The organism is Actinocatenispora rupis (genome assembly GCF_016861975.1).
Classification (GTDB): Bacteria; Actinomycetota; Actinomycetes; order Mycobacteriales; family Micromonosporaceae; genus Actinocatenispora; species Actinocatenispora rupis.
The window spans coordinates 413,619-433,166 of the sequence record NZ_BOMB01000010.1 but is presented as its reverse complement, the minus strand read 5'-3'; the positions used below and the strand labels follow the sequence as shown (position 1 = coordinate 433,166).

General features: G+C 72.7%; 18 protein-coding genes. 2 read left to right on the top strand and 16 right to left on the bottom strand.

What is annotated here, in order from left to right:
* Nucleotides 1-536: 536 nt before the first annotated feature.
* From tyrS to argC, 9 genes are all read right to left on the bottom strand, one after another.
* The gene (tyrS, locus tag Aru02nite_RS10145; protein WP_203656949.1) at nt 537-1,796 is read right to left on the bottom strand and encodes a tyrosine--tRNA ligase; all 1,260 of its coding nucleotides are present in this window, start codon (nt 1,794-1,796) and stop codon (nt 537-539) included.
* A gap of 47 nt (nt 1,797-1,843) precedes the next feature.
* Entirely contained in the window at nt 1,844-2,485 is a 642-nt protein-coding gene (locus Aru02nite_RS10140; RefSeq protein WP_203657037.1) for a DNA-3-methyladenine glycosylase, read from the bottom strand.
* Nucleotides 2,482-3,915 (bottom strand): argininosuccinate lyase, encoded by a 1,434-nt coding sequence (gene argH, locus Aru02nite_RS10135; protein WP_203656947.1) that lies wholly within the window; start codon nt 3,913-3,915, stop codon nt 2,482-2,484. The genes Aru02nite_RS10140 and argH overlap by 4 nt, the downstream gene beginning before the upstream one ends.
* A 212-nt stretch (nt 3,916-4,127) precedes the next feature.
* Complete coding sequence (locus Aru02nite_RS10130) at nt 4,128-4,661, bottom strand: arginine repressor (protein WP_203656945.1); 534 nt, start codon at nt 4,659-4,661, stop codon at nt 4,128-4,130.
* Nucleotides 4,658-5,596, bottom strand: coding sequence for an ornithine carbamoyltransferase (gene argF, locus Aru02nite_RS10125; protein WP_203656943.1), 939 nt, complete (start codon nt 5,594-5,596; stop codon nt 4,658-4,660). Before argF ends, Aru02nite_RS10130 begins: the two co-directional genes overlap by 4 nt.
* Nucleotides 5,593-6,777, bottom strand: coding sequence for an acetylornithine transaminase (locus tag Aru02nite_RS10120; protein ID WP_203656941.1), 1,185 nt, complete (start codon nt 6,775-6,777; stop codon nt 5,593-5,595). Before Aru02nite_RS10120 ends, argF begins: the two co-directional genes overlap by 4 nt.
* The gene (gene argB, locus Aru02nite_RS10115; RefSeq protein ID WP_239076577.1) at nt 6,774-7,721 is read right to left on the bottom strand and encodes an acetylglutamate kinase; all 948 of its coding nucleotides are present in this window, start codon (nt 7,719-7,721) and stop codon (nt 6,774-6,776) included. The genes Aru02nite_RS10120 and argB overlap by 4 nt, the downstream gene beginning before the upstream one ends.
* Nucleotides 7,718-8,884 carry a bifunctional glutamate N-acetyltransferase/amino-acid acetyltransferase ArgJ gene (gene argJ / locus Aru02nite_RS10110; RefSeq protein ID WP_239076576.1) on the bottom strand — a complete coding sequence of 389 codons (1,167 nt, stop codon included), beginning with the start codon at nt 8,882-8,884 and terminating at the stop codon, nt 7,718-7,720. The genes argB and argJ overlap by 4 nt, the downstream gene beginning before the upstream one ends.
* The gene (argC, locus tag Aru02nite_RS10105) at nt 8,881-9,894 is read right to left on the bottom strand and encodes an N-acetyl-gamma-glutamyl-phosphate reductase (protein WP_203657034.1); all 1,014 of its coding nucleotides are present in this window, start codon (nt 9,892-9,894) and stop codon (nt 8,881-8,883) included. The genes argJ and argC overlap by 4 nt, the downstream gene beginning before the upstream one ends.
* A 307-nt stretch (nt 9,895-10,201) precedes the next feature.
* Between argC and Aru02nite_RS10100 the strand changes: the two genes are divergently transcribed.
* Nucleotides 10,202-10,900, top strand: a complete 699-nt coding sequence (locus tag Aru02nite_RS10100) for a glycosyltransferase family 2 protein (protein ID WP_203657033.1) — start codon at nt 10,202-10,204, stop codon at nt 10,898-10,900.
* A gap of 10 nt (nt 10,901-10,910) precedes the next feature.
* On the top strand, nt 10,911-12,674 hold the full coding sequence (locus Aru02nite_RS10095; protein WP_203656939.1) for a hypothetical protein: 1,764 nt from the start codon (nt 10,911-10,913) through the stop codon (nt 12,672-12,674).
* Nucleotides 12,675-12,714: 40 nt separating this feature from the next.
* On the opposite strand, the gene pheT is transcribed toward Aru02nite_RS10095, so the two are convergent.
* The 7 genes from pheT to Aru02nite_RS10060 all read right to left on the bottom strand — a co-directional run bounded on the left by pheT (nt 12,715) and on the right by Aru02nite_RS10060 (nt 19,533).
* The gene (pheT, locus tag Aru02nite_RS10090; protein ID WP_203656937.1) at nt 12,715-15,210 is read right to left on the bottom strand and encodes a phenylalanine--tRNA ligase subunit beta; all 2,496 of its coding nucleotides are present in this window, start codon (nt 15,208-15,210) and stop codon (nt 12,715-12,717) included.
* A 3-nt stretch (nt 15,211-15,213) separates the two neighbouring features.
* On the bottom strand, nt 15,214-16,275 hold the full coding sequence (gene pheS, locus Aru02nite_RS10085; RefSeq protein ID WP_203656934.1) for a phenylalanine--tRNA ligase subunit alpha: 1,062 nt from the start codon (nt 16,273-16,275) through the stop codon (nt 15,214-15,216).
* A gap of 294 nt (nt 16,276-16,569) precedes the next feature.
* Complete coding sequence (locus Aru02nite_RS10080) at nt 16,570-17,409, bottom strand: TrmH family RNA methyltransferase (RefSeq protein WP_203656933.1); 840 nt, start codon at nt 17,407-17,409, stop codon at nt 16,570-16,572.
* A 13-nt stretch (nt 17,410-17,422) separates the two neighbouring features.
* A complete protein-coding gene (gene rplT / locus Aru02nite_RS10075) occupies nt 17,423-17,794 on the bottom strand; it encodes a 50S ribosomal protein L20 (protein ID WP_203656932.1) in 372 nt (123 codons plus the stop codon).
* 75 nt (nt 17,795-17,869) lie between these two features.
* Complete coding sequence (gene rpmI, locus Aru02nite_RS10070; RefSeq protein ID WP_203656931.1) at nt 17,870-18,064, bottom strand: 50S ribosomal protein L35; 195 nt, start codon at nt 18,062-18,064, stop codon at nt 17,870-17,872.
* Nucleotides 18,065-18,113: 49 nt separating this feature from the next.
* Nucleotides 18,114-18,680, bottom strand: a complete 567-nt coding sequence (infC, locus tag Aru02nite_RS10065; RefSeq protein ID WP_203657032.1) for a translation initiation factor IF-3 — start codon at nt 18,678-18,680, stop codon at nt 18,114-18,116.
* A 382-nt stretch (nt 18,681-19,062) separates the two neighbouring features.
* On the bottom strand, nt 19,063-19,533 hold the full coding sequence (locus Aru02nite_RS10060; RefSeq protein ID WP_203657030.1) for a PH domain-containing protein: 471 nt from the start codon (nt 19,531-19,533) through the stop codon (nt 19,063-19,065).
* Between the last annotated feature and the right edge of the window lie 15 nt (nt 19,534-19,548).

Below are 19,548 nucleotides of genomic sequence, written 5' to 3'. Positions count from 1 at the left end.
CGACTTTGGCTGCTAAGCCAACCGCCTCCGGGGCAACTGCTCTAACTTACCCGCGTCATCTCGAAGTGTCAACCTGCGACCTTCGGGAAGGTTTTGGGTCTCCCCATGCTACGCAACCCGTAACCGGGCTTCGTACCTGGGGGTTGCAGACCGGCCTCGGGCCGCGCAGCAAGATCTTCGATCTCGCGCTGCGGCCGCCTTGTCCGGCGTCCTGCGGTGCTCCAGACTACCTGGTCGGTGTCGCGATGACAAATCCGGGTCAACTCTTCAGAGTCTCGCCTGCCTGTCTCGCACCGCCCTGACGATCTCCACGTCTCCGTGTCGATCCCCTACCTGCGAGCCGGCCACCGGGGCTTTCGCTCCCGGCCCTGTCCGGTTCCCCGCGGGCAAGGAGAAACTTACGCGATGATCATCGGGGGCGTCAAACCGGGGTGCCGTGTCCGCGCTCACAGCGTGAACGACACCGGCCCGCGGTACGCACCATCCTCAGTGGACGGAGCGCCCCACGGGCCGGGATCCGTTGGTACGTCAGGGAATCAGGTGGTGAGGGCGACGCCGGCGATGGTGCGCTTGCCGCGGCGGAGTACCAGGAATCGGTTGTGTAGCAGGAGATCCGGGCTCGGCGGAGCGTCGGCGTCGGTGACGCGCTCGTTGTTCACGTACGCGCCGCCCTCGGCGACGGCGCGGCGGGCCTCGGACAGGCTGGCGCAGAGCCCGCTCTCCTTGAAGAGCGTCGCCACGCTCGGCAGCTCCGGTACGGAGAGGAGACCGGCCTCGGACAGCGCGGCGTCCACAGTGGACGGATCGAGTTCGGTGAGGTCGCCACGGCCGAACAGGGCACGGCTGGCAGCCGTCACCTGCGCGGTCTCGCGTTCGCCGTGCACCAGGGTGGTCAGTTCCTCGGCGAGGGCGCGCTGGGCGGCACGGGCCGCGGGACGCTCGGCGGTGGCCTTCTCCAGCTCCTCGATCTCCTCGCGGGGACGGAAGCTGAAGTACCGGAGGTAGCGGCCGACGTCGGCGTCGCCGGAGTTGAACCAGAACTGGTAGAAGGCGTACGGACTGGTCATGTCGGGGTCGAGCCAGACGGACTGGCCGTCGGCGGTCTTGCCGAACTTCGTACCGTCGGCGCGGGTGACCAGGGGGGTGGTGAACGCCTGCACGTGCGCGCCGCGGCGGCGGCAGAAGTCCACCCCGGCGGTGATGTTGCCCCACTGGTCGGAGCCGCCGAACTGGACCGTGCAGCCGTACCGGCGGTGCAGCTCGTGGAAGTCGTTGGCCTGGAGTACCTGGTAGCTGAACTCGGTGAAGCTGATGCCGGCGCCGGAGAGCCGCGTCTTGACGATCTCGCGGTTGAGCATCTGGCTGACCGGGAAGTGCTTGCCGATGTCGCGGAGGAACTCGATCGCGCTCAGCGCACCCGTCCAGTCGAGGTTGTCGACCGCGGTGGCCGCCCGCTCCCCCTCGAACGACACGAACGGGGTGAGCTGCGACTGGAGCTTCTTGACCCAGCCGGCGACCACCTCGGGCGGGTTCAGCGTGCGTTCGCCGGTGTCCTTGGGGTCACCGATCAGGCCGGTGGCGCCGCCCACCAGGATCAACGGGCGCAGGCCGGCCCGTTGCAGCCGGCGCGCGGTGAGGATCTGGGTGAGGTGGCCGATGTGCAGGCTGGGGCCGCTCGCGTCGAAGCCGACATAGAACGTGACCGTCCCGTCGGCCAGGGTTCTGGCCAGTTCGTCCGGGTCGGTGCTGTCCTTGATGAGGCCTCGCCACTGGAGGTCCTGGAAGATGTCGGTCACGCCGGTGATTGTCCCGCACGTACGCGGGGCGTCGACACCCGATTCCCTCAGCGGCGGCGCGGTACGGCCGGGCGGTACCGGCTGACGGTGGGTTCGGCGCGACCGTCCGGGGTGGCCAGCCAGTACCGCCAGGTGGTGTCGGCGCCGCCGGTGACGCCGACGCGCGGGCCGGCCTGGACGGCGGACGGATCGGGCGGGGTGCCCGGGACGAGCCGGAGCGGGGCGTCCTCGGCGAGCAGATCCACGCCGTTCGCGGCCCGGTCGACGGCGAGGGCGCGGGTCAGCCGGGCGGGGCCACGGGCCAGGTCCCGGTCCGGTACGCCGGGGCGGCGACCGCGCGCGGCCGGGAGACCGGCGACCACCTCACCGGCGCGCAGGAGTACGGCGGAAGCGGTGTCGGGTGGGCCGCAGACGACGTTGAGGCACCAGTGCATGCCGTACGTGAAGTAGACGTACGCGTGGCCGGGTGGACCGAACATGACCGTGTTGCGGGCGGTACGTCCGCGGTGGGCGTGGGAGGCGGGATCGGCGCCGACCCCGGCGTACGCCTCGGTCTCGGTGAGGCGCAGCGTGACGGGGCCGGCGACCAGCTGGCAGCCCAGCAGACCGGCCGCGGCGCGGTCCACCGGCCCGGCGAGCAGGTCGGCCAGCTCGCCGGGATCCGTTGGGCCACAAGGGAACCCGCTCAGCGTGGGACCACCTGCGTGTCGGCCCACGCGCGCCAGCCGCCGATCTTCTCGGCCAACGCGGTGAGCTGGTCGGCGACCGGACCGGGGCCGGTCGAACCGGGCGTGGTGCGCGCGGCGAGGGCGCCCGACACCGACAGCACCTCGCGTACCTCGGGGGTCAGGTGCGGGCTGACCGCGGCGAGGTCGGCGTCCGACACGTCGTCCAGCGCACAGTCCCGCGACAGGCACAGCGCCACCAGCGAACCGGAGATCTCGTGCGCGTCGCGGAACGGGACGTTGCGGCGTACCAGCCAGTCGGCGACCTCGGTGGCCAGCGTGAAGCCCTTCGGCGCGGCGGCGGCGAGCACGTCCGCGCGTACCGTCATGGTGGCGACGAGGCCGGTGACGGCGGGCAGCAGGACCTCCAGGGTGTCGATCGCGTCGAACACCGGCTCCTTGTCCTCCTGCAGGTCCCGGTCGTACGCCAGGGGCAGGCCCTTGAGCATCGCGAGTACGCCGGTGAGGTTGCCGATCAGCCGGCCGGACTTGCCGCGGGCCAGCTCCCCCACGTCCGGGTTCTTCTTCTGCGGCATGATCGACGAGCCGGTCGCGAACGCGTCGTCCAGCTCCACCCAGCCGAACTCCTGGCTGGTCCAGAGCACGACTTCCTCGCCCAGCCGGGACAGGTGCACCCCGACCATCGCTGCCACGAACAGGAACTCCGCCGCGAAGTCGCGGTCGGACACCGCGTCGATCGAGTTCGCCACCGGGGCGTCGAAGCCCAGCTCGGTGGCGACCGCCGTCGGGTCCAGCGGCAGCGACGAGCCGGCGAGCGCACCCGCACCGAGCGGGCTGTACGCGGTGCGGCGGTCCCAGTCGGCCAGCCGGTCCAGGTCCCGGCCGAACGCGTGCACGTGCGCCAGCAGCTGGTGCCCGAACGAGATCGGCTGCGCGTGCTGCAGGTGCGTCATGCCCGGCGCCGGCGTGTCGATGTTGCGCTGCGCCTGCTCGGTCAGCGCCTCCACCAGGTCGACCAGCCGGCCGGCGAGCCCGCGGACGTGGTCCCGCAGGTACAGCCGGAGGTCGGTGGCGACCTGGTCGTTGCGGCTGCGGCCGGCGCGCAGCTTGCCGCCCAGCGCGCCGAGCCGCTCCAGCAGGCCGCGTTCGAGGGCGGTGTGCACGTCCTCGTCCTCGACCGTCGGGGTGAACTCGCCCGCGGCGCACGCGGCGGCCAGATCGTCCAGCGCGGCGAGCATCCGGCCCAGCTCGTCCGCGTCGAGCAGGCCGGCGCGCGCCAGTACGCGGGCGTGCGCGCGGGAGCCGGCGATGTCGTACGGCGCGAGGCGCCAGTCGAACTGGACGGAGAGGCTGAGCCGGGCCAGGGCCTCCGCGGGGCCACCGGCGAACCGGCCGCCCCACAACCGGGTCGGGGTCTGCTGCTGTTCGCTCACGCCGTCATTCTTCCTGCGTACGGGTGGTGGCCCGGAACGGGCCCGGTCGGGTCGGTGGCGACCACCGTCGCACACCGGGATCGTGCTGTGCCGCGCCGGTTCGCCGTCGGCCCCGGTGGCGCTCGTCCCGGGCCGGTCGCACCGGTCCGTCCGGAACGCCCGGGTCACGCCGGTCGGACCGGGACGGGCCCGGCTCACCGGAACGCCGATGGTCAGTCCGTGGGCTGGTCGGGACCGGACCAGCGCAGCAGCCGGGCCGCGAGTTCGCCGCCGGTCATCGGTTCGCGGGCGATCACCGCGATGGTGTCGTCGCCGGCGATCGTGCCCACCACCTCGGGCAGCCCGGACCGGTCCAGCGCGCTGGCCAGGAACTGCGCCGCGCCGGGCGGAGTACGCAGGACGGCCAGGTTGCCGCTGGCGTCCGCGCCGGTCAGCAGCTCGCGCAGGAGCCGCTGGAGCCGGGCGGGCGCCTGCTCGGCGGGGCGCATCGGCGGGCCGCCCTCCTCGGGCAGTACGTAGCTGCCGGCGCCGCCGTCGGTGCCGCGTACCTTGACCGCGCCGAGTTCCTCCAGGTCGCGGGAGAGCGTCGCCTGGGTGACGGTGGTACCGGCCTCGGCGAGCAGCTCGACCAGCTCGGTCTGCGACCGTACGGGACGGGTGCGGATGATCTCGGCGATCTGCGCGTGCCGGGCGGTCTTGCTCACCGGGCGCGGACCGGACTCGGTGTGGTGCGTACCGGTGGTCATCGGGACGCCTCCTGTCGTGCCGGGTCGAGCAGCCAGGCGAGCAGCGCCTTCTGCGCGTGCAGGCGGTTCTCGGCCTCATCGAACACCGCGCTGGCCGGTCCGTCCATCACCTCGTCGGTGATCTCCTCGCCGCGGTGCGCGGGCAGGCAGTGCAGCACCATCGCGTCGGTGGCGGCGCGCGCCAGCAGCGCCCCGTTCACCTGGTACGGGAGGAAGGGGGTGACGCGGTCGAGTCCGTCGCCCTCCTGGTCCATCGAGGTCCAGGTGTCGGTGACGAGGACGTCGGCGCCGTCGGCGGCCCGCGCCGGGTCGGTCAGGACGGCGACGGAGCCGCCGCTGTCCACGGCGATCGTCTCGGCCGCGGCGACGACGGCGGGTGACGGCTGGTGCGCCTCCGGCCCCGCGATCCGTACGTGCATGCCGGCGGTGGTGCCGGCGAGCAGGAACGACTGCGCCATGTTGTTCGCCCCGTCCCCCAGGTACGTGACGGTCGCGCCGCGCAGCGCGCCCCGGCGTTCCCGGATGGTCTGGAGGTCGGCGAGCAGTTGGCAGGGGTGGAAGCCGTCGGTCAGCGCGTTCACCACCGGTACCGAGGAGGTGCTGGCCAGTTCGGCGATCCGGTCGTCGCCGAAGGTACGGATGACGATGGCGTCGACGTACCGGGAGAGGACGCGGGCGGCGTCGGACAGCGTCTCGCCGCGGCCGAAGTGCGTACTGCGCGCGTCGATCAGCACCGGCTGGCCGCCGAGCTGCGCGATGCCCACCTCGAACGAGGTGCGCGTGCGCAATGACGGCTTCTCGAAGATGACCGCGACGGCCCGGTCGGCGAGCGGCCGGAACGCGTACCGGTCCTGCTTGTACCGGACGGCGAGGTCGAGCACGTCGGCCTGTTCGGTACCGGTGAGGTCGTCGTCGCGCAGGAAGTGGCGGGTCATTCGGCTGCTCCGGCGGTGTCGAGGGCGGCCGGCAGGGCGGCCAGGAAGCTGTCCGCCTGGTCGGCGGTGAGGATCAGCGGCGGGGCGAGCCGCAGGACGTCGGGCTGGCAGGGGTTGACCAGGAAACCGTTGTCGCGCAACGCAACCGCGGTGGCCGCCGCGACCGGCTGGTGGAGGGTGACGCCGAGCAGCAGCCCGGCCCCGCGTACGCCGGAGACGAGCGGGTGGTCGACGCCGGCGCGGATCCGCTCGCCGATCGACTTGACGTGGTCGAGCAGGTGCTCGTCGGCGATGGTGGTCAGTACGGCGAGGCCGGCGGCGCAGCACACCGGGTTGCCGCCGAACGTACTGCCGTGCGAGCCGGGGCCGAGCAGTGCGGCGACGTCGCCGTACGCGGTGTCGGTGAACGCGACGCACGCGCCGATCGGCAGCCCACCGCCGAGCCCCTTGGCCAGCGTCACCACGTCCGGGCGTACGCCGTCGGCCTGGTGGGCGAACCAGTGCCCGGTACGCCCGATGCCGGTCTGTACCTCGTCGAGGCAGAGCAGCGCGCCGTGCTCCGCGGTGATCGCGCGGGCCGCGGCCAGGTAGCCGGGCGGCGGGACGAGGACGCCGGCCTCGCCCTGGATCGGCTCCAGGATCACCATCGCGGTCTCGTCGGTGACCGCGGCGGCGAGCGCGTCGACGTCGCCGTACGGCACGTGGGTGACGTCGCCGGGCAGCGGCTCGAACGCCGCGGACTTCGCCGGCTGACCGGTCAGCGCGAGCGCGCCCATGGTACGGCCGTGGAAACCGTCCACAGTGGACACGATGTGCGTCCGCCCGGTACGCCGGGACAGCTTGAACGCCGCCTCGTTGGCCTCCGTACCGGAGTTGGCGAAGTAGACCTGGCCGGGTCGGTCGAACAGGGCGAGCAGCCGCTCCGCCAGCGCCACCTGCGGCGGGTTGGCGAAGAAGTTGCCGACGTGGCCCAGCGTGCCGATCTGCCCGGTCACCGCCGCCACCACCGCCGGGTGCGCGTGCCCGAGCGCGTTCACCGCCAGCCCCGTGAACAGATCCAGGTACTCGCGGCCCTGCTCGTCGACCACCACCGCGCCCGACCCGCGTACCAGCCCCAGCGCCGGCGTGCCGTAGTTGTGCAGGACCGACCGGTCCCAGCGCCCCACCAGATCGTCGGTCATCCGTCACTCCCACCGTCGGGCACGACCATCGTGCCGAACCCCTCCGAGGTGAACACTTCCAGCAGGATCGAGTGCGCGACCCGGCCGTCGATCACGTGCGCCTGCGGTACTCCACCGCGTACGGCGCGCAGGCACGCCTCCATCTTCGGCACCATCCCCGCCTCCAACGTCGGCAGCAGCTCGGCGAGTTCCGCGGCGGGCAGCCGGGACACCAGGCTGTCGCGCTCCGGCCAGTTCGCGTACAGCCCGGGCACGTCGGTGAGCACCACGAACTTCTGCGCGCCCAGCGCCACGGCCAGCGCCGAGGCGGCGGTGTCCGCGTTCAGGTTGTGCACCACGCCGTCGGCGTCCGGGGCGACCGTGGACACCACCGGGATCCGCCCGCCGTCCAGCAGGTCCGTGATGACGCCGGGGTCGACCGCGGCGACGTCGCCGACGAGTCCCACGTCGACCGGTTCGCCGTCCACGACCGCGTGCCGGCGTACGGCGGTGACCAGGTTGGCGTCCTCGCCGGACATCCCGACCGCGAGCGGACCGTGCTCGTTGATCAGCCCGACCAGCTCGCGCCCGACCTGACCGACCAGCACCATCCGTACGACGTCGATCGACTCGGGCGTGGTGACCCGCAGGCCGCCGCGGAACTCCGAGGCGATGTCCAGCCGGGACAGCATCGCCGAGATCTGCGGGCCGCCGCCGTGCACCACGACCGGCCGCAGCCCGGTCCGCCGCAGGAACACCATGTCCTCGGCGAACGCCTTGCGCAGCAACGGATCCGCCATCGCGTGCCCGCCGTACTTCACGACCACGATCGCGCCCTGGAACTCCGCCAGCCACGGCAGCGCCTCGGTCAGTACGGCCGCCTTCGCCGCCGCCTCCGCCAGATCCCGCCGTACGTGCGGCGCGTAGCCGGCGTCCGCCACCGCCGGCGGTACGGGGGTGCTCACGTCGAGTACGCCGAGTTCTCGTGCACGTACGCGTGGGACAGGTCGTTGGTCCACACGGTCGCGGACTCCGACCCGGCGTGCAGCTCGGCCGTGATCGTCACGGCCCGGCCGGACAGGTCCACGCCCGACCGGTCGGCCGCCGCGCAGCCGTTCCGGCAGATCCACACCCCGTTGACCGCCACGTCCAGGCGCTCCGGCGCGAACTCCGCCGACGTCGTACCGATGGCGGCGAGGATGCGGCCCCAGTTCGGGTCGTTGCCGAACAGCGCGGTCTTGACCAGGTTGTTGCGGGCGATGGCGCGCCCCACCTCGACCGCGTCGTCCTCGCTGGCCGCGCCGGTCACCTCGATCGCGACCTCCTTCGTCGCGCCCTCGGCGTCCGCGAGCAGCTGCCCGGCGAGATCCGCGCACGCGGCCGTGACCAGGTCGGTCAGGTCCTGCTCGGTGGCGCTGACCCCCGACGCGCCGGACGCCAGCAGCAGCACCGTGTCGTTCGTCGACAGGCAGCCGTCCGAGTCGATCCGCTCGAACGTGACCGCGACCGCCCTGCGCAGCGCGGTGTTCAGCAGGTCGGTGTCGGCGACCGCGTCGGTCGTCAGTACGCACAGCATCGTTGCGAGCGCCGGCGCGAGCATCCCCGCGCCCTTCGCCATGCCGCCCACCACGTACCCGTCGCCGTCCAGGCGTACCTGCTTGGCCCGGGTGTCCGTGGTACGGATCGCCTCGGCCGCGTCACCCCCACCCGTACGGCTCAGTGCCTTGGCGGCACCGTCCACACCGGACAGCAGCGCGTCGACCGGCAGCCGCTCGCCGATCAGACCGGTCGAGCAGACCGCCACGTCCGCCGGACCGATGCCCAGCCGTATGGCGACGCGTTCCGCGGTGGCGTGCGTGTCCCCGAACCCGTCCGGACCGGTGCAGGCGTTGGCGTTGCCCGCGTTCAGCACCACCGCCTTGACGATGCCCGCGGCGAGCACCCGCTCGCTCCACAGCACCGGCGCCGCCTTCACCCGGTTGCGGGTGAACACGCCCGCGGCGGTGGCGTCCGGGCCGTCGTTGACGACCAGCGCCACGTCCGGCGCGCCGGACTGCTTGATGCCCGCGGCGACCCCGGCGGCCCGGAACCCGGCCGGCGCGGTCACCCCTGTCTCCCCGGTACTCACGGCGCCACTCCGTTCGCGGTCAGGCCGGCGGTCTCCGGCAGTCCGAGCATGAGGTTGGCGCACTGCACGGCCTGGCCGGCGGCGCCCTTGCCCAGGTTGTCGATCGCGCTCGTGGCCACGATCCGGCCCGAGTCGCCGTCCACCGTCACCTGCAGGTGACAGGCGTTGCTGCCGTACGTCGCGCTGGTGTGCGGCCACGCGCCGGCCGGCAGCAGCGTCACGAACGGCTCCCCCGCGTACGCCTCGGCGAGGACCTGGCGCACCTCGTCCGCGCTCGTCGTACCGGTGGGGCGGGCGGTGACGGTGGCCAGGATGCCGCGTGGCATCGGCGCGAGCAGCGGCGTGAACGACAGCGTCCGCGCACCCGCGGCCTGCTTGATCTCCGGCGCGTGCCGGTGCGTCCCCACCTTGTACGCCGAGACGTCGTTCATCACCTCGCTGCCGAGCAGGTGCGGCGCCGCCGACCGACCGGCCCCGGACGTACCGGAGGCGGCGACGACGACCACGTCGTCGGGTGCCGCGACACCGGCGGCGATCAGCGGGGCGAGCGGCAGCGTACTGGCGACCACGTAGCAGCCGGTGGCGGCAACCCGGTCGGAGTCGGCGATCCTTGCGCGCTGCCCCGGCAGCTCGGGCAGCCCGTACGTCCACGCGCCCGGGTACGGCCCGCCGTAGTGCTTCGCCCACACCGCGGGGTCGGTGAGCCGGTGGTCGGCGCCGAGGTCGACGATCCGCGTACCGGCGGGCAGGCTCGCCGACAGTGCGGCGGACGCGCCGTGCGGCAGGGCCAGGAACACCAGCTCGGCGTCGGCCAGCTCGGCCACGTCGGTCGGCCGCAGCGTGACGTCCGCGTACGCCGGCAGGTGGGGGTGCACGTCGGTGACGGCCCGTCCGGCGCTGCTGTCCCCGGTGGCCGCGACGAGGTCGAGCCCGGGGTGCCCGGCGATCAGGCGCAGCAGCTCACCCCCGGCGTATCCGCTCGCTCCGGCCACGGCCACCCGTACGCCCACATCGACCTCCCGCATGTCTATGCATCGGACTGTATCACGATGCGCACGCACCTGCGGTTTCCCGCACCGCCGGGTCCGGTTGTCCGCACCACAGCCGGCGACCAGGCAAGGCACCCGTAAAGAGGTAGCCAAGATGTCCGCTACTCCGGCCTGCCGAACCGGAAGCTTGGCTACGATCAAACTCTGCGGCTGAGCACACAGAGTGCCGGGGAGATCACCTCACGGCGTGCAGGACGGCCGTTCGTGTCCGGCCGGACACCGCGCGGGGGGCGCGGACCGGCGAACCAACAGTTGGGGTGTGTTTCCAGTGCGCCTGTCGATCCTGATGCCCGTGTACAACGAAGAGGACCGGGTCATCACCGCGATCAAACAGACCCTTGAGGTCAGCTACCCGTGCGAGGTCGAACTCGTCGTCGTCGACGACGGCAGCCGCGACCGCACCGGCGAGCTGCTCGACCACCTCGACGACTCGCGCGTCCGCGTCGTCCGGCACCCGCGCAACCAGGGCAAGGGCGCCGCCATCCAGACCGGCGTACGCGAGGCCACCGGTGACTACATGGTCGTCCTCGACGCCGACCTGGAGTACGACCCGCGGGACATCCCGCGGCTGCTCAAGCCCGTACAGGACGGGCGCGGACAGGTCATCTACGGCAACCGCAGCTTCGGCGGACACGCCGCCTTCTCCTTCTGGTACGTGATGGGCAACAAGGCCATCACCACCGCCGCGAACATCCTCTACAACTGCTACCTGTCCGACCTGGAGACCTGCTTCAAGCTGATGCCCACCAAGCTGTACCGGGACCTGGACATCAAGTCCCGCGACTTCGGCATGGAGGCCGAGGTCACCGGCAAGCTGCTGCGCCGCCGCATCCGGCCGTACGAGGTGCCGATCAACTACTCGGCCCGCAGCCGCGAGGAGGGCAAGAAGATCACCTGGGTGGACGGGGTGAAGGCGCTCGGCATCCTGGCCCGGCAGCGTCTCGCACCGGCGCCGCGACCGAACTGATCCGGCGGCCATGACCCGCACCGACCCGCTGCCCGACACGACCGCCGAACCGGCCGAACCGGGCCGGAACCGGTGGCGGGCATGGCCGCACGTGCTGGTCCTGGCCTGCTACGTCGGGCTCGCGGTCTGGGTCACGTCCGGGCTGTGGGCCGCGCCCGACACCCGGGTCCTCACCGACAACCCGAACGACCAGCCGCTGATGGAGTGGATGCTGGCGTACGGGGCGCACGCGGTGACGCACCTGACCAACCCGTTCTTCACCACGCAGGTCAACGCCCCCGACGGCGCGAACCTGATGGCGAACTCGTCGGTCATCCTGCCCGCCGCCGTCCTCACCCCGGTCACGGTCACGTTCGGCCCCGCCGTGTCCTTCGTCGTACTGGAGGGCGTGGCGCTCGCCGGTACGGCGGCCGGCTGGTACCTGGTGTTCTGCCGGCGGCTGGTGTGGTCCCGGGCCGCGGCGGCGATCGGCGCCGGGTTCATCGGCTTCGCGCCCGGCATGATCTCCATGTCGAACGCGCACGTGCACATCACCGGCCAGTTCCTCGTACCGTTCGTGGTGCTGTGCGTCCTGCCGTCGCCGGGACGGCCGCGACCCGCCCGGCGCGGCGTCGTACTCGGGGCGCTGCTCGCCGCGCAGTTCCTGACCGGTACCGAGGTGCTGCTGTTCACGGTGCTCGGCGTCGCGGTGTTCGTCGTCGCGTGGGCGCTGCTGAACCGCGCCGCGGCGCGCCGCGAACTGCGCGGCTTCCTGATCCGGATCGGCGTCGCCGCACCGGTCTTCCTGGTCCTCGCCGGCTATCCACTGTGGATGCTGCTGGCCGGTCCGCAGAGCTACCACGGCAGTCCGTGGAACATCGGCAAGTACGGCACCGACGTCCTGTCCTGGGTCTGGTACGGCACCTACTCGCCGTTCGGCGGGCACCGGCAGGCCGCCCGGGTGTACGCGGGCAACGTCACCGAGGAGGCCACGTACCTCGGGGTCGGGCTGGTCGTGCTGGCCGTCGCGCTCGTGTGGTGGCTGCGGCGCAGCCGGACCGTCCTCGCACTGACCTGCACCGGCGTCCTGTTCGCCCTACTCAGCCTCGGTACCGAGGTGGTGTTCCTGCGGCGGCACACCGGCATCCCCGGGCCGTGGGCGCTGGTCGCCGGGCTTCCGCTGGTCGACCAGGCGATCCCGGACCGGCTCGCGCTCGTCACCACCACCACCCTCGGCGCGGTACTCGCGCTCGGCGCCGAGCGCGCCCTGCGTACCCGGGTGCCGCGGCCGGTGTGGATCGGCGTGTTCGTGGCGGCGCTGCTGCCACTCGTACCGCTGGCGCTGCCCACCACGTCGCGGCCCGCCGTACCGGCGTTCTTCACCGACGGGTACTGGCGGGCGCACGTCGCACCGGGCCGCACCGTACTGGCCGTGCCGCAGTTCAGCTACTCGTCCCGGCTCGGCATGCGGTTCGCCGCGTACACCCGGGCGGACATGGCGATCCCCGGCGGGCCGGTCATGCACCCCGGTCCCGACGGCAGGGCGCAGTGGGCGACACCGCGGTCCCCGTTCGCGGTCACCGTCGCGAACGTGTCGGTCACCGGCCGGATCCCGCCGGTCGACGCCGCGGACCGGGCCCGCGCCCGCCGCGACCTCGCCGCCGGGCACACCGACCTGGTCGTCCTCGACCCGTCCGCGCGGCACCAGACGCAGGTCCGTACCGCCGTCGACCGGCTCCTCGCCGTACCGGGACGGCACCAGGGCGGCGTCTGGTACTGGTCGGTCCCGGGCTGACACCCGGCGCGCCGGTCGTGGCACGCCGGGCGTCGGAATCTCAGGCGCCGCGCAGCGTCGCGCCGACCCGTCGGGCCGCCTCGGCGACCGCGGCGTCCCGGGCACCCACCGCGTCATCCGCGGTCAGCGTCCGGTCCGCGGCCCGGAAACTCAGCTTGTACGCCAGCGACTTGCGCCCCGCGCCGAGCTGCTCCCCGCGGAAGACGTCGAACAGCCGGATCGACTCCAGCAGCTCACCCGCGCCCGCGGCCAGCGCCGACTCCACGTCCCCGGCCGGGGTCGCGTCGTCCACCAGCAGCGCCACGTCGATCAACGCCGGCGGGTACGTCGAGATGACCGGTGCGGGGACCGGCTCGCGGTCCGGCAGCGCGGACAGCTCCATCTCCAGCGCCGCCGTACCGCGGGGCAGCTCCAGCGCCTGGCACACCTCGGGGTGCAGTTCCCCCGCGTGCCCGACGAGGACACCGTCGACGGTCAGCTCGGCGCAGCGGCCCGGATGCCACGGCGCGTGCCGGTCCGCCCGGACCGTCAGCGTCACGCCCGCGGTACGCGCGACCAGCCGCGCCGCCTCCAGCGCGTCGGTCCAGTCCGCGGCGCGGCCCGTACCCCACCAGCCGGCGCGCTCGGCCTCGCCGGTGATCACCGCGGCCACCCGGTACGGCTGGCGCGGGACGACGGCGAGCGCGGCGACCAGGTCGGCGTCGCTGGGGCGGTGGTCCACCGGCAGTACGGGCGGCGGCGCGACCGGCTCCGCCGACGGCCGGAACACCAGGCCCACCTCGAACAGCGCCACGTCGCGCTGCCCCCGCGCCAGGTTCCGCCGTACGGTCGCGAGCAGCGGCGGCAGCAGCGTCGTACGCAGCAGCGGCTCGCGCTCGGACAGCGGGTTCGCCAACCGCACCGCCGTACGCCGCGGGTCGTCCGCCGGCAGTCCCAGCGCGTCGAACGACTCCGGGCTGACGAACGGGTAGCTCAGCACCTCGACGTACCCGGCCTCGGCGAGCGCGCGGGCCACCGAACGCCGCCGCCGCTGCGCCACCGTCAGCCCGTTGCCGGCGACGACGGGCGGCAGCACCGACGGCACGTTGCCGTACCCGTCGAGGCGGACGACCTCCTCGACCACGTCGGCCGGGTCGGTGAGGTCCGGGCGCCACGACGGCGGGGTCACCGCGAGCACGTCGCCGTCCACGGCCACCGTCGCGCCGACCGCCTCGACCAGCTCCACCACGCGCGCCACCGGGTAGTCCACCCCCGCGACGCGCGACGGCAGGTCCGCCGGCAGCAGCACCGTCTCCGCCGGTACGACGTGGTCGACGTCGACGACCGCCGCGCCCGCCGTCCCCCCGCCGTACTCGACGAGCAGGTCGACGGCGCGCTGCAACGCCACGAGCGTCAGCGCCGGGTCGACACCGCGCTCGTACCGCTTGGACGCCTCGGACAGCATCCGGTGCCGGCGCGCGGTCCGGCTGATGCTGGCCGGATCCCAGTGCGCCGCCTCGAACAGCACGTCGGTCGTACCGTCGCCGACCTCGGTCGTCTCGCCGCCCATCACCGCGGCCAGCGACACCACGCCGGTGTCGTCGCAGATCACCAGGTCCTCTGTGGACAGTGCGCGCTCGACGTGGTCGATGGCGGTCAGCCGCTCACCCTCGCGCGCCCGCCGTACGACGAGGTCGCCGGTGAGCCGGGCCGCGTCGAACGCGTGCATCGGCTGCCCCAGCTCCAGCATCACGTAGTTGGTCACGTCCACCGGCAGCGAGATCGGCCGTACGCCGGCGTGCGTCAACCGCCGCACCATCCACTGTGGACTTGGCGCGGCCGGGTCGACGCCCGTCACCAGCCTGGCCGAGAACCGGTCGCAGCCGGCCGTGTCCTCCACCAGGATCCGGCGCCCCGCCGACGCGTCCGGCGTGCCCGCCGTCGCCGGCCGGTCCGCCGGATCGTGGTACGCCACGCCCAGCGCCCGCGCCAGCTCGCGCCCCAGCCCGCGTACGGACAGCTGGTAGCCGCGGTCCGGCGTCACGGACAGGTCGAACACCACGTCGTCCAGCCCGACCACCGGCCGCGCGTCGTCGCCCGGCGCCGCGGCCACGTCCGCCGGCAGCACGATGATCCCGCTGTGGTCCTCGCCCAGCCCCAGCTCGCGGGCCGAGCAGATCATCCCCGCCGACATCCGCCCGTACGTCTTGCGCGCGCCGATCGTGAACTCGCCCGGCAGTACGCCGCCCGGCAGGATCACCACGACCAGGTCGTCGACCGCGAAGTTGCGCGCGCCGCACACGATGCTCTGCGGCTCACCCGTACCGTTCGCGGCGCCCACGTCGACCGTGCAGTACCGGATGGGCTTCTTGAAGCCGGTCAGCTCCTCGATGGTGAGCACCCGGCCCACCACCAGCGGACCCCGGACCGACGCGGCCAGGTCGGTGACCGACTCGACCTCGACGCCGAGGTTCGTGAACGCCTCGTCCAGCTCGGCGGGCGAGATCCCGGCCGGCAGGTCCACGGCCTCGCGCAGCCATGACAGCGGAACCAGCACGGCTCAGACCTCCATCCCGTACGCGCGGCTGAACCGCACGTCGCCCTCGACGATGTCGTGAAAATCGCTGATCCCCTGCTGGAACATCAGGGACCGGTCGATGCCCATCCCGAACGCGAAGCCGGAGTAGCGCCGCGGATCGATGCCGCAGGCCGTCAACACCCGCGGGTTGACCATGCCGCAGCCGCCCCACTCCACCCAGCGCGCACCGTCCCGGTGCTCCGGGAACCAGATGTCGAACTCCGCGGACGGCTCCGTGAACGGGAAGTAGTGCGGCCGGAACCGCGTCTTCGCGTCCGGGCCGAAGATCGCCCGCGCGAAGTGGTCGAGCGTGCCGCGCAGGTGCGCCATCGTGATGCCCTCGGCCACCACCAGCCCCTCGACCTGGTGGAACACCGGGCTGTGCGTCGCGTCCAGCTCGTCGGTCCGGTACACGCGGCCCGGGCAGATGATCGCGATCGGCGGCGTACGGTTCAGCATCGTGCGCACCTGCCCCGGCGAGGTGTGCGTCCGCAGTACCAGATCCGGCGTCTCGGTGTAGAACGTGTCCATCTCGCCGCGCACCGGGTTGTCCGGCCCGATGTTGAGCGCGTCGAAGTTGAACCAGCTCGACTCCGCCTCCGGCCCGTCGACCACCTCGTACCCCATGCCGACGAACAGGTCGCAGATGCGCTCGATCAGCGCCGGCAACGGGTGCCGGGCACCGAGCGGCCGGCGGTCGGTCGGCAGCGTGACGTCGACGCTCTCCTCGTCCAGTACGCGCTGGCGCTCGGCCGCCTCCAACGCCACGTGCCGCGCGTCGTACGCGGACTGGATGGCGGTGCGGGCGGCGTTCACCCGCTTGCCGGCGTCGGACTTCGCGTGCGGCGGCAGGGCGCCGATCTCGCGCCGCGCCAGCAACACCGGGGCACGGTCACCCAGGTGCGCGACGCGCGCGGCAGCCAGCTCGTCCGGACTGCTCGCGGCGGTGAACGCCTTCTCGGCGGCCGTCACCGCCTCGTCGAGGGAGGCCGGGTCGAGCAGCGTGGCCTCCTTCGGATCGTACGGATCGTTGCGATACGACATGACTCTCCCGGTACTGCCCCATCCATGGGGTTGCGGTCACCCTGCGCCGACGGCCCGCACGTACGAAGGACGTGCGCCAGCGCAAGAGTCTACGGACAGTGCCGGAGCCGTGATCCGCATGGTGGCGCGGCGGCCACACCGACGGTGCGCCAGACCGCCGAACTGCGGTCACGGGCCCGGCCACGCGGCATCGCCGCAGCCCACCGGGGAGAGAACCGGCCTGGTATCAGCCGGACAGCCCGCCACCGGCGGGCCGGATAAACGAACGCACCGGGAGCCGGCCGTCGATGTCGATCATCGCCGCCTCCCCCGCTCGTCGGCGCCCCTGGACGGGCGCTGCGCACGAGCCGAAGTGTACAGGCAGACCGCGGCGGCAGCAGCCAGGTTCAGGCTCTCCGCACGGCCGTGGATCGGCACCTTCACCCGCGCGTCGGCCGCCGCGGACAGCTCCGCCGACAACCCGTGCGCCTCGCTGCCGAACAGCCATGCCGTCGGCCGGTCCAGCACCCCGTCGTCGGCGAGCGCGTCCAGATCGTCGGCGCCGCGCAGGTCCGTCGCCGCCACCCACAACCCCGCCGCGCGCAGCTCCTCGACCACCGCGGCCGGATCGCCACCGCGCACCACGTCCAGATGGAACAGGCTGCCCGCCGACGACCGGACACACTTGCCGTTGTAGACATCCACGCTGTTGTCGGTGAACACCACGGCCCCCGCACCGGCCGCGTCCGCGGTCCGCAGCACCGTGCCGGCATTACCCGGATCGGCGATGTTCGCCAACACCACGACCAGCCGCGGCCGCCGCGCCAACGCCGCCGCCAGCGGTACGTCGGAGTAGCGGCACACCGCCACCAACCCCTGCGGACGCTGCGTGTCGGCCAACCCGGCCAACGCCTTCTCCGTCACCACCGACACGCGCACACCGGCGTCCCGCGCCGCGTCGGCGATCTCCGGGTACCGCGCCAGCGCCTCGTCCGTACCGAACAGCTCGGTCGCGGCGGGCACGGCCTCGCGCACCGCCTGCGGCCCCTCCGCCAGGAACAGCCGCTCGTCGTCCCGGCGCGCCCGGCGCAACAGACCCCGGGCACGCACGACCCGGGGCGTCCGTTCAGTGAACACCCCGGGTCGGTCGAGCATCGTCAGTACGCGGTCAGGCGGCGTCGCTGGCCGGCACGTTCTTGTGCGCGATCGCGACGAGCGCGGCGAACGCCTTCGCGTCGCTCACGGCCAGCTCGGCCAGCACCTTGCGGTCCACCTCGACACCGGCGGCCTTCAGGCCCTGCACGAACCGGTTGTACGTCATGCCGTTCGCGCGGGCAGCCGCGTTGATGCGGGTGATCCACAGGCGACGGAAGTCGCCCTTACGCGCCCGGCGGTCCCGGTACGCGTAGTTCATCGAGTGGAGGACCTGCTCCTTGGCCTTGCGGTACAGCCGGGAACGCTGGCCGCGGTAGCCGCTGGCGGTCTCCAGGATGGTCCTGCGCTTCTTCTGGGCATTCACTGCCCGCTTGACGCGTGCCACGGGTCTTCTCTCCTGATCACGTGCTCTCGGGACCGCCGACGAACACAGCCGGCGGTACGGGGGCGTCCGGTCTCGTCAGCGCGCCAGCAGGCGCTTGACCCGGTTCACGTCGGCCTTCGCGACCTCCACGGTGCCGGCCAGGCGGCGGGTCAGCCTCGTGGACTTGCGCTCCATGAGGTGACGGCGGCCGGCGCGCTCCGTGACGAACTTTCCGGAGCCGGTCACCTTGACCCGCTTGCGGGTGCCCGAGTGGCTCTTCATCTTCGGCATCGAGGTATGTCTCCTTGACGTCGTCCCCGCCGGGGTTGGCGGGGACGGATTACTGATCGACCACAGCCGGGGCGTCGCCGGACTCGCCGTCCGGCCGGCCACCCTGACGTGCGGCCTCCTTGGTCGCCCGGTGCGGAGCGACCACCATGATCATGTTTCGGCCGTCCTGCTTGGGGGCGGACTCCACGTACCCCAGCTCACCGATCTCCTCGGCGAGCTTGCGGAGCAGTCGGAACCCGAGCTCGGGCCGGCTCTGCTCACGACCGCGGAACATGATCGTGATCTTGACCTTGTCCCCGGCCTTCAGGAACCGCACGACGTGACCCTTCTTGGTCTCGTAGTCGTGCGAGTCGATCTTCGGCCGGAGCTTCATCTCCTTGATGACGGTCTGCTGCTGGTTGCGCCGCGCCTCGCGCGCCTTCAGTGCGCTCTCATACTTGAACTTGCCGTAGTCCATGAGCTTGCACACCGGAGGGCGTGCCATCGGCGCGACCTCGACCAAGTCCATGTCCACGTCCTGGGCCAGCTTGATCGCCTGGTCGAGCGGGACGATTCCGACCTGCTCGCCCTCAGGGCCGACCAACCGGACCTCGCGCGCGCGGATCTGGTCGTTGATGCGTGGCTCGGCGCTGATGTGGCCTCCTCAAATCGGTGCCGTGCCGGGCCACCGGAGGGCTCCGGCGACCCGTGGTCCGCAATCTCCGGCGAACCCACCGAGTGGCACCCGACCACACGAAAAGGCCCCGGCGCACGCCGGGGCCCGCTCGAACCGATCCCTGTGCCGGCCAACGCCGACACGACCATCGCGTACGCCACCCACGGCGGGGTGGTCCGCGACGGTCCGACCGGACCCGGCCACCGGTACGGCGACTCGGGTGGGAGCGGGGCTCCACTTGGTGTCCATCCATCGTACTGCGACTCTGCGGCACCGCGTGGCGGCGGTGCGCAGAGAACCGCGGGCAAGTGTACAGGCGCGTGAGCCGGGCGCGGCGGGTGGGTCAGGCCCCTGGCTGCTGGCCCGTCGCGCCGCCGTGCGCGGCGAGCAACCGGCGCAACGCCCGCACCGCGTCCAGCGCGTACTCCTTGTCGGCGGCCTGGATCGCCATCAGCGTGACCTCGTCGTCGTCGGCCAACTCCAGGCTGGCCCACGGCGAGTGCCGGCTGAACCGCACCGCCCGGACCACCTCCCAGGGCAGCTCGTACCCGCCGATGATGTTGCGGACCCTGATGCCGTGCTCGTCGGCGCGCACCCGCGGCCGGGCGAACGCCATGATGCCCGCCGCGATCAGGGCGCCGAGAATGATCATCGCGACCTGGTCGCTGCGGTGGAACACCCCGCCGCCCTCGGTCTTGCCGGTCAGCGCGGTCGACACCGCCGCGAACACGACGAAGATCGCGGCCGCGGCGATCCCGCACACCCAGCGCACCTTCCGCGGGCGTACGTCCACCGTCGCCGATCGACCGTCCACGTCCTGCTCCGTCGT

Excerpts from the sequence above, each read along its gene's own strand:
- Aru02nite_RS10130 (WP_203656945.1), bottom strand. The coding sequence starts at position 4,661 with ATGACCACCGGTACGCACCACACCGAGTCCGGTCCGCGCCCGGTGAGC.
- argF (WP_203656943.1), bottom strand. The coding sequence starts at position 5,596 with ATGACCCGCCACTTCCTGCGCGACGACGACCTCACCGGTACCGAACAG.
- Aru02nite_RS10120 (WP_203656941.1), bottom strand. The coding sequence starts at position 6,777 with ATGACCGACGATCTGGTGGGGCGCTGGGACCGGTCGGTCCTGCACAAC.
- Aru02nite_RS10095 (WP_203656939.1), top strand. The coding sequence starts at position 10,911 with ATGACCCGCACCGACCCGCTGCCCGACACGACCGCCGAACCGGCCGAA.
- pheS (WP_203656934.1), bottom strand. The coding sequence starts at position 16,275 with ATGTCGTATCGCAACGATCCGTACGATCCGAAGGAGGCCACGCTGCTC.
- Aru02nite_RS10080 (WP_203656933.1), bottom strand. The coding sequence starts at position 17,409 with ATGCTCGACCGACCCGGGGTGTTCACTGAACGGACGCCCCGGGTCGTG.
- rpmI (WP_203656931.1), bottom strand. The coding sequence starts at position 18,064 with ATGCCGAAGATGAAGAGCCACTCGGGCACCCGCAAGCGGGTCAAGGTG.